The 14,723-nt window shown below is 69.8% G+C and carries 10 protein-coding genes and 2 pseudogenes; 8 read left to right on the forward strand and 4 right to left on the reverse strand.

Translation table 11 applies throughout. The features are described from left to right. Positions 1 to 219 (reverse strand): annotated as a pseudogene (locus FPZ47_RS04855) (hypothetical protein); the annotation flags it as partial. After that, the gene (ipdE1, locus tag FPZ47_RS04860; RefSeq protein ID WP_144946572.1) at positions 216 to 1,364 is read right to left on the reverse strand and encodes an acyl-CoA dehydrogenase IpdE1; all 1,149 of its coding nucleotides are present in this window, start codon (positions 1,362 to 1,364) and stop codon (positions 216 to 218) included. The pseudogene FPZ47_RS04855 and the gene ipdE1, both read right to left, overlap by 4 nt. Positions 1,365 to 1,447: 83 nt before the next feature. Here ipdE1 and fadD3 point away from each other — a divergent pair, with 83 nt between their 5' ends. The 5 genes from fadD3 to FPZ47_RS04885 are packed head-to-tail and all read left to right on the forward strand — an operon-like array spanning position 1,448 to position 7,185. Then, complete coding sequence (gene fadD3, locus FPZ47_RS04865) at positions 1,448 to 2,983, forward strand: 3-((3aS,4S,7aS)-7a-methyl-1,5-dioxo-octahydro-1H-inden-4-yl)propanoate--CoA ligase FadD3 (protein ID WP_144946575.1); 1,536 nt, start codon at positions 1,448 to 1,450, stop codon at positions 2,981 to 2,983. Further along, the gene (locus FPZ47_RS04870) at positions 2,983 to 4,128 is read left to right on the forward strand and encodes an acyl-CoA dehydrogenase family protein (protein WP_144946578.1); all 1,146 of its coding nucleotides are present in this window, start codon (positions 2,983 to 2,985) and stop codon (positions 4,126 to 4,128) included. Before fadD3 ends, FPZ47_RS04870 begins: the two co-directional genes overlap by 1 nt. Continuing rightward, entirely contained in the window at positions 4,125 to 5,069 is a 945-nt protein-coding gene (locus tag FPZ47_RS04875) for an acyl-CoA dehydrogenase family protein (protein WP_144946581.1), read from the forward strand. The genes FPZ47_RS04870 and FPZ47_RS04875 overlap by 4 nt, the downstream gene beginning before the upstream one ends. Next, complete coding sequence (gene ipdE2, locus FPZ47_RS04880) at positions 5,066 to 6,022, forward strand: acyl-CoA dehydrogenase IpdE2 (RefSeq protein ID WP_144946584.1); 957 nt, start codon at positions 5,066 to 5,068, stop codon at positions 6,020 to 6,022. Before FPZ47_RS04875 ends, ipdE2 begins: the two co-directional genes overlap by 4 nt. A gap of 44 nt (positions 6,023 to 6,066) precedes the next feature. Beyond that, on the forward strand, positions 6,067 to 7,185 hold the full coding sequence (locus FPZ47_RS04885) for a pyridoxal phosphate-dependent aminotransferase (RefSeq protein WP_425461730.1): 1,119 nt from the start codon (positions 6,067 to 6,069) through the stop codon (positions 7,183 to 7,185). Here FPZ47_RS04885 and FPZ47_RS04890 read toward each other — a convergent pair. Next, positions 7,182 to 8,009: an arylamine N-acetyltransferase family protein gene (locus tag FPZ47_RS04890; protein ID WP_144946590.1), complete on the reverse strand. Its 828-nt coding sequence runs from the start codon at positions 8,007 to 8,009 to the stop codon at positions 7,182 to 7,184. The genes FPZ47_RS04885 and FPZ47_RS04890 overlap by 4 nt on opposite strands. Positions 8,010 to 8,078: 69 nt before the next feature. On the opposite strand from FPZ47_RS04890, the gene FPZ47_RS04895 reads away from it, so the two are divergent. Beyond that, positions 8,079 to 8,690, forward strand: coding sequence for a mycothiol-dependent nitroreductase Rv2466c family protein (locus tag FPZ47_RS04895; protein WP_144946598.1), 612 nt, complete (start codon positions 8,079 to 8,081; stop codon positions 8,688 to 8,690). Between the two features lie 304 nt (positions 8,691 to 8,994). Here FPZ47_RS04895 and FPZ47_RS04900 read toward each other — a convergent pair whose 3' ends face one another. Next, positions 8,995 to 11,904: an AMP-binding protein gene (locus FPZ47_RS04900; protein WP_144946600.1), complete on the reverse strand. Its 2,910-nt coding sequence runs from the start codon at positions 11,902 to 11,904 to the stop codon at positions 8,995 to 8,997. A 471-nt stretch (positions 11,905 to 12,375) separates the two neighbouring features. Here FPZ47_RS04900 and FPZ47_RS04905 point away from each other — a divergent pair, with 471 nt between their 5' ends. Both FPZ47_RS04905 and FPZ47_RS04910 read left to right on the forward strand, forming a co-directional pair. After that, the gene (locus FPZ47_RS04905) at positions 12,376 to 13,767 is read left to right on the forward strand and encodes a wax ester/triacylglycerol synthase domain-containing protein (RefSeq protein ID WP_144946602.1); all 1,392 of its coding nucleotides are present in this window, start codon (positions 12,376 to 12,378) and stop codon (positions 13,765 to 13,767) included. A 140-nt stretch (positions 13,768 to 13,907) separates the two neighbouring features. After that, positions 13,908 to 14,636 (forward strand): annotated as a pseudogene (locus tag FPZ47_RS04910) (HAD-IB family hydrolase); the annotation flags it as partial. Positions 14,637 to 14,723 lie beyond the last annotated feature (87 nt).

Below are 14,723 nucleotides of genomic sequence, written 5' to 3' on the forward strand. Positions count from 1 at the left end.
CCCCCCCCCCCCCCTCCCCCCCCCCCCCCCCCCGGCGCGGGGGGCCCCCCCCCCCGGGGGGGGGGGGTCCCCGCTCACCCCCACGTCGGCACCCTCGGCCAACGCCCGCCGCGCGGTCGCCGAACCGATGCCGGTGCCGGCGGCGGCGGTGACGATCACCACCTTGCCGTCCAGAAGCCCGTGTCCGGCAATCTCTTTCGGCGCTTCGGACAGCGTCATCCCTTCACCTCTCGGGGCAGGCCGAGCACCCGCTCGGCGATGATGTTGCGCTGAATCTCGTTGGACCCGCCGTAGATGGTGTCGGCGCGGGTGAACAGGAACAGCCGCTGCCATTCGTCGAACTCGCCGTCAGCCAAAATCACCGAAGACCTGCCGACCACGTCCATCGCCAGCTCGCCCAGGGCGCGATGCCAGTTGGCCCACAACAACTTCGACACGCTGTCCTGGCCGGGCTGCTCAACGTCCATGGTGGCCAGCGCGTACGAACGCATGGCCCGCAGCCCGGTCCACGCCCGGGTCAGGCGCTCCCGGATGAACGGGTCCTCGGCTGCGCCGTTGCGCTGCGCGAGCTCGGCAAGATTGGAAAGCTCTCGGGCATAGACGATCTGCTGCCCGAGGGTGGACACCCCGCGCTCGAACGTCAGCGTTCCCATCGCGACCCGCCAGCCGTCACCCGGCTCGCCGACCACCATCGAGGCGTCGGTGCGCGCGTCGTCGAAGAACACCTCGTTGAACTCCGCGGTGCCGGTGATCTGGACGATCGGCCGGACCTGTACGCCCGGCTGGTCCAGCGGCACCAGCAGGTACGACAGACCGGCGTGCCGCTTGGAGCCCTTCTCGGTGCGCGCGAGCACGAAGCACCACTGCGACAGGTGCGCCAGAGACGTCCACACCTTCTGGCCGTTGATCACCCACTGGCCGCCGTCGAGTTCGGCGGTGGTGGCCACGTTGGCCAGGTCGCTGCCCGCGCCCGGTTCCGAATATCCCTGGCACCACAGCTCGGTGACGTCGAGGATGCGCGGCAGGAACCGCTGCCGCTGCTCGGGGGTCCCGAACGCGATCAGCGTCGGACCGAGCAGTTCCTCGCCGAAGTGGTTGACCTTGTCCGGGGCGTCGGCGCGGGCGTACTCCTCGTAGAACGCCACCCGGTGCGCGGTGGAGAGCCCCCGGCCGCCGTGTTCGACCGGCCAGCCGAGGCAGGTCAGGCCGGCCTTGGCGAGATGCTGGTTCCAGGCGCGCCGTTCCTCGAACGCCTCGTGCTCGCTGCCCGGGCCGCCCAGACCCTTGAGAGCTGCGAATTCGCCGACCAGATTGTCGGCGAGCCAACCGCGGACCTCCGCCCGGAACTCCTCGACGTCCTGCATGCCCTGTAGGCTAACCTACCAAGCACTTGCTTTGTTAGGCCGCCGGTGCCGCGCGCCGCGGACCGGACACCGAGGAGCATCCGATGACCAACGATCCGCGCACGGTGCCCGCGGCGCTCGATCGTTTGGCGCTCCGGCTCCCCGACCACCCGGCCCTGATCACCGACGACCGGTCGTTCACGGCCGCCGCGCTGCGCGACGAGGTGCACCGCGCCGCCGCCGCCCTGATCGCGCTGGGCGTCCGGCCCGGCGACCGGGTGGCCATCTGGTCGCCGAACACCTGGCACTGGGTGGTGGCCTGCCTGGCGATCCACCACGCCGGTGCCGCCATGGTGCCGCTGAACACCCGCTACACCGCCGAGGAGGCCACCGACATCCTGGGCCGCACGCGCGCGCCGGTGTTGTTCGCGATGGGCCGGTTCCTGGGCGCGGACCGGGCCGCCGCGCTGGACCGGGGCGCGCTGCCCGCGCTGCGCCACGTCGTCCGGATCCCGATGGAAGCGGCAGACGGCACCTGGGACGACTTCGTGGCCCACGGCACCGATGCCGCCGCCGTGAGCGCCACCGCCGCCGCGGTCCGGCCCGACGACGTCAGCGACATCCTGTTCACCTCCGGGACCACCGGGCGCAGCAAGGGCGTGTTGTGCGCGCACCGCCAGTCGTTGTCGGCGTCGGCGTCATGGGCGGCCAACGGCAAGATCACCAGCGACGACCGCTACCTGTGCATCAACCCGTTCTTCCACAACTTCGGCTACAAGGCCGGCATCCTGGCCTGCCTGCAGACCGGCGCGACGCTGATCCCGCACGTCACGTTCGACCCGCTGGCCGCCCTGCAGGCCATCGAGCGCAGGCGCATCACCGTGCTGCCCGGTCCGCCCACCATCTACCAGATGCTGCTGGACCATCCGGCGCGCGGCGACTACGACCTGAGCTCGCTGCGGTTCGCGGTGACCGGGGCGGCCACCGTGCCCGTCGTGCTGGTGGAGCGCATGCAGACCGAGCTCGACATCGACATCGTGCTGACCGCCTATGGGCTGACCGAGGCCAACGGCATGGGCACCATGTGCCGCGCCGACGACGACGCGGTCACCGTGGCCACCACGTGCGGCCGCCCGTTCGCCGGCTTCGAGCTGCGCATCGACGCCGCGGCCGGATCGGAGTCCGGCGAAGTGCTGTTGCGCGGACCCAACGTGATGCTGGGCTACCTCGACGACGCGGCGGCCACCGCCGCCGCCATCGACCCCGACGGCTGGCTGCACACCGGCGACATCGGCGCCCTCGACCGGGCCGGCAACCTGCGCATCACCGACCGGCTGAAGGACATGTACATCTGCGGCGGTTTCAACGTCTATCCCGCCGAGGTCGAGCAGGTGCTCGCCCGGATGCCGGGGGTGGCCGACGCCGCGGTGATCGGGGTTCCCGACGAGCGCCTCGGCGAGGTCGGGCGTGCATTCCTGGTGACCCGGCCCGGCGCCGAGCTCGACGAGGAGTCGGTGATCGCCTACAGCCGTGAACATCTGGCGAACTTCAAGGCCCCACGGTCGGTGCGGTTCGTCGACACGCTGCCGCGCAACGCGGGCGGCAAGGTGGTCAAATCACAACTGCGGGAGCTGGCCTGATGGACCTGGACCTGGACGACGAGACACTGGCCTTTGCGGCCGAGGTGCGGAAGTTCTTGGCAGACAACGCCGATTCGATCCCGACGAGGTCCTACGACAACGCCGAGGGCTTCGCCCAGCACCGGCGCTGGGACCGGGTGCTCTTCGACGCCGGCCTGTCGGTGATCACCTGGCCGCAGAAGTACGGCGGCCGCGACGCGCCGCTGCTGCACTGGGTGGTGTTCGAGGAGGAGTACTTCCGCGCCGGGGCGCCCGGCCGGGCCAGCGCCAACGGCACCTCGATGCTGGCCCCGACGCTGTTCGCGCACGGAACCTCCGAGCAGCTGGACCGCATCCTTCCGAAAATGGCCAGCGGCGAACAGATCTGGGCGCAGGCGTGGTCGGAGCCCGAATCCGGCAGTGATTTGGCGTCCTTGCGGTCCACCGCGACCCGGACCGACGGCGGCTGGCTGCTGGGCGGACAGAAGATCTGGAGCTCGCGGGCACCGTTCGCCGAGATGGGGTTCGGGCTGTTCCGGTCCGACCCCACCGCCGAGCGGCATCACGGGCTGACGTATGTCATGTTCGACCTCAGGGCCGACGGCGTCACCGTGCGCCCGATCGCCCAACTCGGCGGCGACACCGGCTTCGGGGAGATCTTCCTCGACGACGTCTTCGTGCCCGACGCCGACGTGATCGGCACCCCCGGCGACGGCTGGCGCGCGGCGATGAGCACCGCCGGCAACGAACGCGGGATGTCGCTGCGCAGCCCGGCGCGTTTCATGGCGGCGGCCGAGCGGTTGGTGCGGCTGTGGAAGGACCTCGGGTCCCCACCGGCGCTCGCCGAGCGGGTCGCCGACGCGTGGATCGACGCGCAGGCCTACCGGCTGCAGACCTTCGGCACGGTGACCAGGCTCGCCGCCGGCGGCGAACTGGGCGCGGAATCCTCGGTGACCAAGGTGTTCTGGTCCGACCTCGACGTGTCCATACACCAGACCGCGCTCGACCTCCTGGCGGCCGACGGCGAGCTCGCGGGGCCCTGGACCGACGGCCTGCTGTTCGCGCTGGGCGGCCCGATCTACGCCGGCACCAACGAGATTCAGCGCAACATCATCTCCGAGCGGCTGCTGGGCCTGCCTCGCGAGAAGTCGGGGGGCAGGAAGTGAGATTCGCGCTCGACCAACAGCAGCGGGACTTCGCGGCCAGCATCGACGCGGCGCTGGGCGCCGCGGACCTGCCGGCCGCGGTGCGGGCGTGGTCCGCGGGCGATGTCGCGCCCGGGCGCAAGGTGTGGCAACGACTGGCCGAACTCGGCGTCACCGCGCTTGCCGTGCCGGAGCGGTTCGACGGCCTGGACGCCCATCCGGTGGACCTGGTGGTCGCGCTGGAACGCCTCGGGCGCTGGTGCGTGCCCGGACCGGTGGCCGAATCGATCGCCGTGGCACCGGTTTTGCTGGCCACTGAAGGCCAAGCTGACCGCTGCGCTCAGCTGGCGTCCGGCGAGCTGATCGCCACCGCGGCGCTGCTGCCGCACCAGCCGCGCGCCGTGGACGCCGGGGCGGCCGGGCTGGTGCTGCTGGCCACCGAGAACGGCGTGAGCGCGGCCGAACCCGGCCGACAGCACGAGTCCGTCGATCCCAGCCGGCGCCTCTACGACGTGGCGGCGACCGGCGAGGTCTGGCAGGCAGACATCCCGCGCGCCTACGAGTTCGGGGTGCTGGCCACCGCCGCCCAACTCGTCGGTGCCGCCGAGGCGCTGCTGCACGCCGCGGTCGACTACGCCAAGCAGCGGACCCAGTTCGGCCGGGTGATCGGCTCCTACCAGGCGATCAAGCACAAGCTCGCCGACGTGCACATCGCGGTCGAGCTGGCCCGCCCACTGGTGTACGGCGCGGCCCTGTCGCTGGCGCCCCGCGAGGTCAGCGCGGCCAAAGCCGCTGCCGCCGAGGCGGGACTGCTGGCGGCGCGCTCGGCGCTGCAGACCCACGGCGCCATCGGCTTCACCCAGGAGCACGACCTGTCGCAGTGGCTGCTGCGGGTGCAGGCATTGCGCTCGGCCTGGGGTACCCCGGAGGCGCATCGACGGCGGGTGCTGGAGGCGTTATGACCATCACGAAAGAACGGGAGATGCTGCGGCAGAGCGTGGCCGCGCTGGTCGCCAAGCACGCGACGCCGCCGGCGGTGCGCGCCGCGATGGAGTCCGAACGGGGCTACGACCCGTCGCTGTGGCGGCTGCTGTGCGAGCAGGTCGGCGCCGCCGCACTGGTGATACCCGAGGACCTGGGTGGCGCTGGCGGCGAGTTGGCAGACGCGGCAACGGTTTTGCAGGAGCTGGGTCGGACCCTGGCGCCCTCGCCGCTGCTGGGCACCACGCTGGCCGAGCTGGCGCTGCTGGCCGCGCCCGAGCCGGACACCGACGCGCTGGAACGCCTCGCCGAAGGCAGCTCGATCGGCGCGGTGGTCCTCGACGCCGACTACGTGGTCAACGGCGACGTCGCCGACGTCGTCGTGGCGGTGGCCGACGGGCAGCTGAGCCGGTGGACGCGATTCAGCGCCGCGCCCGTCGCCACCCTGGATCCCACCCGCCGCCTGGGCCGGATCCGGCCCGAGCAGACCGAAGGCATCGGCCCCGACCCCGGCCTGGCCGACGCCGCGGCCATCCTGCTGGCCGCCGAGCAGATCGGCGCCGCCGAACGCTGCCTGGAGCTGACCGTCGAGTACACCAAGAACCGCGTCCAGTTCGGCCGGCCGATCGGCAGCTTTCAGGCGCTCAAGCATCGGATGGCCAACCTCTACGTCGCCGTGTCCGCGGCCAAGGCGGTGGTCTCCGACGCCTGCACCGACCCCGGCCCGGCCAACGCCGCCACCGCGCGGCTGGCCGCCACCGAGACGCTGTGCGCCGTGGCCGGGGAGGGAATCCAGCTGCACGGCGGCATCGCCATCACCTGGGAACACGACATGCACCTGTACTTCAAGCGCGCGCACGGCGCCGCGCACCTGCTGGCCCCGACGCGAGAGCTGCTGCGCCGACTGGAATCCGAGGTGCTGACGACCCCGTGAACGGCCACGTCTCGCTGCGCGCCGGCATCCCGCCGTTCTATGTGATGGACGTGTGGCTCGCCGCCGCAGCGCGCCAGCGCAGCCACGGCGACCTGGTCAACCTGTCCGCCGGCCAACCCGGCGTGGGCGCGCCCGAGCCGGTGCGTGCGGCCGCGGCCGCCGCCCTGCACCTCAACCAGCTCGGCTACACCGTGGCGTTGGGGCTGCCCAAACTGCGTGCCGCGATCGCCGCGGACTACCGGCGCCGGCACGGAATCGAGGTGGAGCCCGACGCGGTCGTCGTCACCACGGGCTCGTCGGGTGGGTTTCTGCTCGCCTTCCTGTCGTGTTTCGACGTCGGCGACCGGGTGGCGCTGGCCAGTCCCGGGTATCCCTGTTACCGAAACATTCTGTCGGCGTTGGGCTGTGAGGTGGTGGACATCCCCTGCGGGCCGCAGACCCGCTTCCAGCCCACCGCACGGATGCTCGCCGAGCTCGACCCGCCGGTGCAGGGCGTGATCGTCGCCAGCCCGGCCAACCCGACCGGCACGGTCATCCCGCCGGACGAACTGGCCGCGATCGCGTCCTGGTGCGAGGCCTCCGGCGCCCGGCTGATCAGCGACGAGGTTTACCACGGCCTGGTCTACGACGGGGCGCCGCAGACCAGCTCCGCATGGCAGACGTCGCGAAATGCTCTGGTGGTCAACAGCTTTTCCAAGTACTTCGCGATGACGGGCTGGCGGCTGGGCTGGTTGCTGGTGCCGCCCGAGTTGCGGCGCGCGGTGGACTGCCTCGCCGGCAACTTCACGATCTGCCCGCCGGTGCTGTCGCAGATCGCCGCGGTCGCCGCGTTCACCCCGGAGGCGATCGCCGAGGCCGACGGCCACCTGCGGCAGTACGCGATCAACCGGTCGCGGCTGCTCGACGGGCTGCGCCGAATCGGGCTCGACCGGCTGGCCCCCACCGACGGTGCGTTCTACGTGTACGCCGACGTCTCGGGCTTCACCGACGACTCGCTCGGGTTCTGCTCGAAGTTGCTGAGCGACACCGGCGTTGCGATCGCGCCGGGCATCGACTTCGACACCGCGCGCGGCAACGCGTTCGTCCGGCTGTCGTTCGCCGGGCCCACCGCCGACATCGACGAGGCGCTGCGGCGCATCGGCCCCTGGCTTGCGGCGCGCTAGTCGAGAAGCCCGCGCAGGCGCGCCTCAAGAGCGGACCGGTCGCCGACGCCGGCCACGTCGATGCCGAACCGGTCGCGCAGGGCGTCGACGACGGCGGCCGCGTCGGGTAGTTCGATCTTCTCGCTGCCGTCGGCCCGGTGCCAGGTGAGCTCGCGACCGGCCAGGCTCAGCCGGCCGTCGTCGGTGACCAGCGCGGCCATCAGCCCGGTCACGAAGATCGACGACGGGTGCGTCGAGACGAACCAGCTGCCCACCTGCAGGTCGACATCCGGCTCGGTCCGCGTGCCGAACTCGTAGAGCGGTTGCCATGCGTCGCGGACCATGGCCTGCAACAACAGCCCGTCGCCACGGTCCTGAAGCCGGTACGGCTCGTGCGCGGTCTGCTGCACGCCGCCGGTCTCCATGCGCAGCGGCGAGGTCGGCGTCTGGCCGCCGAAGCCGACGTCGACAAGATAGGGCCCGCGGGCGCCCGGGAACCGCACCGCCAGCAGCGTGTGCGTGCGCGTCGGGTACGGCGCATCGGGCGGGCGCATCCACACCACCCGGGCGCCCAGGCGCCGCACCCGGAAGCCGAGTTCGGCCAGCACGTATCCCATCAGCCCGTTCTGCTCGTAGCAGTAGCCGCCGCGCCGCCGGCGGACCAGCTTGTCGTAGAGGGCCGCCGCGCTCAGGTCGTCGACGGGCATCCCCAGCAACGGATCGAGGTTTTCGAACGGGATCGCCCGCGTGTGGGCGGTCACCAGCTCCTGCAGCACCTGCAGGCCCGGCTCGGCAGGGCCCCGATAGCCGATGCGGTCGAAGTACCCGTGCAGGTCCAGAGTCATGGAGCCATTCTGCTGCCGGCACCGGCGGACCGCTTCGACAGCTGATACCCGTGGGGGTATTATCGGGACATGCCTGACGTCGACCTCTATCTCGATCCGGTATGCCCGTTCTCCTGGGTCACCTCGCGCTGGCTGCTGGACGCCGCGCACACCACCCACACCCCGGTCACCCTGCGGCAGATGAACCTGGCCGTTCTCAACGAGGGCAAAGACCTGCAGGACAAGCAAAAGCGCATGATGGAAAAGTCACGGCGGTTGGGCCGGCTGTTCGCGGCGGTCGCCGGCAAGCACGGCCCGGACGGGTTCGCCCGGCTGTACGACGCCCTGGGCACCCGCATCCACGTGCAGGACGAGGAGATGACCGCCGGCGAGATCGAGGAGATCCTCGGCGCGTGCGGCCTCGAGGAGTCACTGTGCGAGGCGCTCGAGGACAGCGGCCTCGACGAGGAGGTCGAGCGTGCCCACCAGGCCAGCCAGGACGCACTCGGCGGCTCCGCCGGCAGCCCCATCATCGCGGTGGACGGCCGCGGATTCCACGGCCCTGTCATGACGCGCATCCCCGGCCACGAGCACGGCGTCCGCCTGCTCGACGCGGTGCTCGTCGCCGCCCAGACACCCGAATTCGCCACCCTGCAACGGCCCGTCCAGGGCCCGCCGACACTCGAGGAGGCCCCCCGCTGATGTGCCACCCCGTCAAATGCCGCACCTGCGGAAAAACAACGTGGTCCGGGTGCGGAGCGCACGTGGAACAGGTCCGCCGGACCGTACCGGCGGCGCAGTGGTGCCCGGGTCACCCGAAGGAGCCCGGGCAACGCTGGTGGCAGCGCGGCCGGAGCTGACCGGATCATGCGGCGAACGGCCCCTGCCGACCGCCCGCCGCATGTCGCATTTCCGGCTACGTGACCTGTTGTCCGGAAGTACCGGTGGCGGCTCGCTCGATCTCGTGCATCGCCTTCGGCGGGCCGCAGGCCCCGGTCGCGTTCCCCTAACGCGACCGGGTCCCTCTCCGGCCGCCCCAGGTGGTGAATCGGGTGGCGACGGAGTCCCTGACAGCCGGCTTCGTGAAGCCGCGGACGTCGAGGAGCGGCTCTCCGGTCGCGTCGGCGATCATGCGCCGAATCTCCGCCCGCCCTTTCGCCAGCGCCGCCAAATCGGAGGGGTCGCACTCGAGCCGGACAGCGGGAAGCACCTCGACCTCCAACGCGGCGGGCCGGTATGGCCGCCCCCGCATCACCTCCCGGGGGCCCTTCAGGGCCAACGGGACGATCGGGATCCCCGCACTTGCGGCCAGCTTGAACGCGCCGAGCCGGAAAGGGTAGATGCCCGGGGCGTCGCGACGTTCACCCTCCGGGAATATGTGGATCGATTCACCCTCTTCCAGCAGCGCCTGCATTCGCCCGTATGACGCCAGCGAGGACTCCAACGAGCCCGGGTCGAGGGCTATGACGCCGAGACGCCCCGCGACCACCCCGAACAAACCGTTGAACAGCCGCCCCTTACCGGTCATCGAAACCGGCCGCTCGAACGCACTCACGAGGAGGAGGGGATCCATGTCGGTGGGGTGATTGCTGACGTAGAGCGCCTGCCCGTCCGGGAGCGGGACACCGGTGCGCCGGAACGACATCCCGGTCGCGGCGAACAACAGCGCGATTGTGTGCCGAGCGGAGCGCCACGCGGTGGCCCGGCCCCGAAGCCACACCGTCGAGCCGGCGGAGAGCAGCACGAGCAACATCGCCATGCCCGCGATGTAGGCACCGACGACCCTCTGGCGACACCGGTCGGCTGACGTCCGCGCTCGGTGCCAGCCCAACCGGGCCATCGTCGCGGCCAGCCGCCACCGTCCCGCTGTGCCCTTGCCCAAGGTTCCGTCCCGATAAGCCTGACGGGTCTCTTGGCGTCGCAGCTTGCCGCTGGACGTTTTGAGCACGCTGCCACGCGGTGCCAGCACGACATCGTCGACCGATGTGCCCGTCGTTTCGACAACCGCCGCCCGGATCAAGGCTTTGAGTTCGTCGTGCCCTGCAACGGCGGTCACGGTTTCGGCGACCACCACTATCCCTTCGCCCCCCTCTACCCCGTCGCCCTGGTCCGCCATGTCTTCGCCGAACGCGACCACGCACCCCTTGCGCACCCCGGGCAACTCGCCGACGGCGTGCTCGATGTCCTGCGGGTGGTAGTTGCGGCCCGCCTTGATGATGAGGTCCTTGACGCGTCCGGTGATGAACAGTTCCCCGTCGGCCAGGTAGCCCAGGTCGCCGGTGTCAAGCCAGTCACCGATCCGAACCGCCGCGGTGGCTTCCGGTCGGCCGAAATAGCCGGCCATCACAGACTTCCCCCGGATCAGCACACGGCCCTCGTGGCGCTCCGCTACCGGCCCATGCCCCGGATCCGTCGCCCCGACCACCCGGACCTGCTGACCACCGATCGGCGTGCCGACGGAGACCAGGCTGCGTACCCGCGCTCCGGGGCCCGCGGGCACGGCACGACGGTCCAATGCCAGCCGATCCGCGTCGACATTGTCCACCCGCGGTCCCTTCGGCCCACCGAGCGCGAACGTCACCGCAACGCACGTTTCTGCAAGTCCGTAGGCAGGCGTGAACGCGCTCCGACGGAAGCCGTAGGGCTCGAAGCGGCGGCAGAAATCGTCGATGGCGCTGACCCGGATGGGTTCCGCCCCCAGCGCCGCGAACTTGACGCTGGAAAGGTCGATTCCTGCGAGCTGATCGTCCGAGACCCGCCGCGTGACATGGTTGAGCGCGAACGTCGTGGTCGCGACGGCGTTCGCCCGGAACCTGTCGATGGCCCACAGCCACGACGCAGGCCTGGTCAGGAAATCTACCGGCGACATCATCACGATCGTGAGGCCTGCGCAGATCCCTACCCCCATCCAGGTCCCGATGAGCCCGAAGTCGTGATACAGGGGCATCCAGGACACCGCGACATCCGAGGGGCGGAGGCCGGCGCGAACAGCGGTCTCGCTGATCGCCTGGATGTTCGCCAGCAGATTGGCGTGGGTCAGCGCCACGCCCTTGGGGTCTCCCGTACTTCCGGACGTGTATTGGATAAGCCCGAGCTCCGGGGGCGACTCGACACAGAAGAATCCCGCACCGCCGTTGGTGAGGGAGTCCACCGTCGCGGATTCCCGCAGTGACGGGGTGGCCGTACACAGCAGCTCCGCTGCCGCCTTGAACTGCGGGTCTGAGACGATGAAGGCTGCCCCGGCACTTCGCAGGATCCGGCTCTGCCGCCGGACGTAGCCGTCCAGGTCGTCGAGTCGCACGGGCGGATAGATCGGTACGGGAACCCCGCCCGCACACAGCACACCCACGAAGGCGACGAAGAAGTCGGGCCCCGTCAGCGCTAAAACCGCGACCCTCTCTCCGGTTACCAAGCCAAGACTTGCCATGCCCGCGGCTGCGCGCCTTGCGCGGTCCCAGAGTTCGCCGAAGGTCAGCACACTCACGTGCCCATCCGCGGTGAGGAACTTCAGGTGGGGATGCCGGCCGTCCTTTTCGGCGCGGAAACGTAGCAGATCAAGCAGCGTCGACGCCTCGGGCAGCGTGTCGGACAGGTTCGATATCGACGCTGCCCGGGTCGATGCCTGCGGCAGCCGCGCGATGGCCGGGCGGCCGGTCGCCGCGGCGTCGCCGCCGAGCGCCTGCTCGACCGCCTCGAGGACATCACGCGGCCGGCGGAACCTGCCGACCCCGTCCGAAGGCAACTCCACCGCGTAGGCACTACCAACCCGGATCAACAGATCGGCGAGTTCGATGCTGCCCAGCCCGAGCTGCTCCTCAAAATCGAAGTCGAGGATATCGGGGGCGTCGATCTGCCCCAGACCTGCATCCCTCAGCACGCCTGCCAGCTCCTCGCGCAGACGTTGCTCGGACTGCATCCGGACCCCTTTCAGCCGTCGCCGGCTTCGCGCCGGTGTGCACGACACCATGTCCGGTTCCCGCAAAGATACGCCGGCAAAGGTATACGCCAGCAAAGCTATAGGGCGGACCTCCGCAAACCCTGTAAGCATCCACCATGACATCCACCATGAGCAGTGGCCATGCCGGAGACGGTGCGGTCCGCAAGGTCGGAAACTCCGGTAAGCCGATCGCCGGGCCGAGACCAGCCCGATGAGGGGCTTTCGACAACATCGCGCCGGCCACCGCGGGATAGGGGTGGCACACCACTAACGCCCGGATGACGGGCTCGGCTGCCGGGCACCGGCCGGGTCCGACGCCGACCTCACAGGAACTCCACGGGCACCTCACAGCCCGGATTCGCGTAGTTTCGGATGCACGAACGTTGTTTTGGGTCAATAAGGACAAACCGTTCACCGGAACGGCAGCACGGATGACGGCGAGGAACCGACATGGGTGAACATCGCAACACGCCCGACTACCTCAATCCGAGAGACGCCCATGCCTTTTTCCGTGGCGGGAACACCCAAAGCGAACTCATCGCGATCTGCTTTGTCGACCGCCCCGCCGACGACTCCGAACCCGTGTTCGACCAGGTGCGGGCGCGCCTCGATGCCCGCACGGCCTCTATTCCCCGACTGATGCAGCACGTAGTCACCACTCCGCTGAAGTTGGCCCCGCCCGCGTGGTTCGACGCGGCGCACTTGGATCTGGATTATCACCTGCAGAGCAGACGTGTTTGCGGGGGCGAATTCCCGGAGCTGATGCACGCGGTCGAGGACGCACTGGGACCACTCGACCTGCGGCGCCCACCGTGGCGGGTCTACGTCGTCGAAGGCTTCGACGACGGCAAGTGGGCCATCGTCGTCCAGGCCCATCACGTCCTGGGCGATGGGCAAGCATGCGTCGCGCTCTTCGGCATGGCGCTGCTCGACATCGAATTCACGGCGCCGCCCCAGGCGGGTCGCCCCAAGGTCTGCGCCCCGCCGATGCACCAACTCGTCCGGCAAGGCTTGGCGCGGCGGGGCCGCGGTGTCGCGTGGGGGTCCAGGAACACGCTCGCGGCGCTGCGTTCGCGTCACCGCGTGACGACCGCGGCGCGCGATCTGACCCGGCTGGCGGGGCTGGTGGGTCGGGAACTCCGGCACCCGTACAGGCCGGCCGCGATCAACCGGCCCGCGAGCGGCGAGTGGGTCTTCCGCACGACTTCGCGACCGCTCGCCGAACTCCGCGCCCTGGCTGAAAGCACCCCACGAGCGACGGTGAACACCGTGTATCTGGCGGCCGTGGCCCATGCCCTCGAGGAAGCGCTGGCGGCCCAGGACAGCCCGCTGAGCGCACCTCTGAAAATCGGGGTGCCCAAGAGCCTGCGGCAGGGCACGGACCACGTTGGCGTCAACTCTTCTACGCAGACGAGCAACCTGGTCATCGCAGCACCCCTTTCGCCGCAGCACCCGCTCGAACTTCTCCGCTCGATCACCGACCGGCTACGACACGCCCTCGACTCTGACGAACCCGCGATCCGTTCCATGCTCGGCAAGGGAGGGGCGGTCCAGACCTGGCCGATGAAGTGGAATGTCACCGCAACATTGCTCAATGGCCCACCCGACGGCATCAGCGGTCTCGGTGGCCGCCTCGATCAGTGCCTGCTCGCGGCCCTCCCCGGCGGCACGAAAGCCCTGGGGTTGATCGGGTCGGCGCACAACGGCAATCTCTCGATCATCGTTGTCGCAGACCGATCACTGGCCGCCCTCGCCGAGCGGGTCTGCACCGGCATACAGGTGTGGTTGGACGACCTCACCAAGCAGATCATTGCGGAGGACCACGGCCGTCTGGAAGCATAGGGCGCGCCGATAAAGCTTTGGGCCGCAACTGTATTGGCGTGTTCCCAGGATATTGGATCCCATCAGGCCCCTGCAGGTATCCCAGCGGCATTTCCGCGGAACATCGCCGCCCCGTCGGGCCGCCGACCTATGCTGGCCCGGTGAACGTCCCCGACCGGGCCGTGCCGCAGCAAACCTCCCTGCACGCGGCGCCCACCCCCGCCGCACGCACCGCCGCATTCTTCGACCTGGACAAGACCATCATCGCCAAGTCCAGCACACTGGTATTCAGCAAACCGTTTTACGATCAGGGACTGCTCAACGCCCGCGCTGTGCTCAAGTCGGGCTGCGCCGAGCTCATCTTCTTGCTCTCCGGCGCCAAACATGACCCGTTGGATCGGATGCGCACCCACATGGCCAACATGTGCACCGGTTGGGATGTGGCGCAGGTCCGGTCGATCGTCAATGAGAGGCTGCACGACATCGTGGCGCCGTTGGTGTTCACCGAAGCCGCCGACCTGATCGCCGCACACAAACGCTCCGGTCGCGACGTGGTCGTCGTCTCGGCATCGGGCGAAGACATCGTCGAACCGATCGCCCGTACGCTGGGCGCTACCCATGCGATGGCGACCCGACTGGTGGTCGAGAAGGGCAGGTACACGGGCGAGGTCGCGTTCCACTGTTACGGCGAACGCAAGGTGCAAGCGATACGCGAGCTGGCAGCCCGTGAGAGCTACCGGCTCGAACACTGCTACGGCTATTCCGACTCGATCACCGACTTACCGATGCTGGAGGCGGTGGGCCACCCCAGCGTGGTCAACCCGGGCCGCGGTTTACGCAAGGAAGCCGCCGAACGCGGTTGGCCCGCATTGACGTTCTCCCGGCCGGTCTTTGACCGGTAGCCCGGCGGCGTCGGCGCGTCTGGGATATGAGTATCAGCGGCGCGCAATGCCTTTCGCAGACCTCCGCATCGGCGG

It is taken from the genome of Mycobacterium helveticum, from assembly GCF_007714205.1.
In the GTDB taxonomy this organism is placed as follows: domain Bacteria; phylum Actinomycetota; class Actinomycetes; order Mycobacteriales; family Mycobacteriaceae; genus Mycobacterium; species Mycobacterium helveticum.

Bases quoted from the DNA above. Each gene is read 5' to 3' on its own strand.
- ipdE1 (WP_144946572.1), bottom strand. From the start codon at position 1,364: ATGCAGGACGTCGAGGAGTTCCGGGCGGAGGTCCGCGGTTGGCTCGCC.
- fadD3 (WP_144946575.1), top strand. From the start codon at position 1,448: ATGACCAACGATCCGCGCACGGTGCCCGCGGCGCTCGATCGTTTGGCG.
- FPZ47_RS04870 (WP_144946578.1), top strand. From the start codon at position 2,983: ATGGACCTGGACCTGGACGACGAGACACTGGCCTTTGCGGCCGAGGTG.
- ipdE2 (WP_144946584.1), top strand. From the start codon at position 5,066: ATGACCATCACGAAAGAACGGGAGATGCTGCGGCAGAGCGTGGCCGCG.
- FPZ47_RS04885 (WP_425461730.1), top strand. From the start codon at position 6,067: ATGGACGTGTGGCTCGCCGCCGCAGCGCGCCAGCGCAGCCACGGCGAC.
- FPZ47_RS04890 (WP_144946590.1), bottom strand. From the start codon at position 8,009: ATGACTCTGGACCTGCACGGGTACTTCGACCGCATCGGCTATCGGGGC.
- FPZ47_RS04895 (WP_144946598.1), top strand. From the start codon at position 8,079: ATGCCTGACGTCGACCTCTATCTCGATCCGGTATGCCCGTTCTCCTGG.
- FPZ47_RS04900 (WP_144946600.1), bottom strand. From the start codon at position 11,904: ATGCAGTCCGAGCAACGTCTGCGCGAGGAGCTGGCAGGCGTGCTGAGG.
- FPZ47_RS04905 (WP_144946602.1), top strand. From the start codon at position 12,376: ATGGGTGAACATCGCAACACGCCCGACTACCTCAATCCGAGAGACGCC.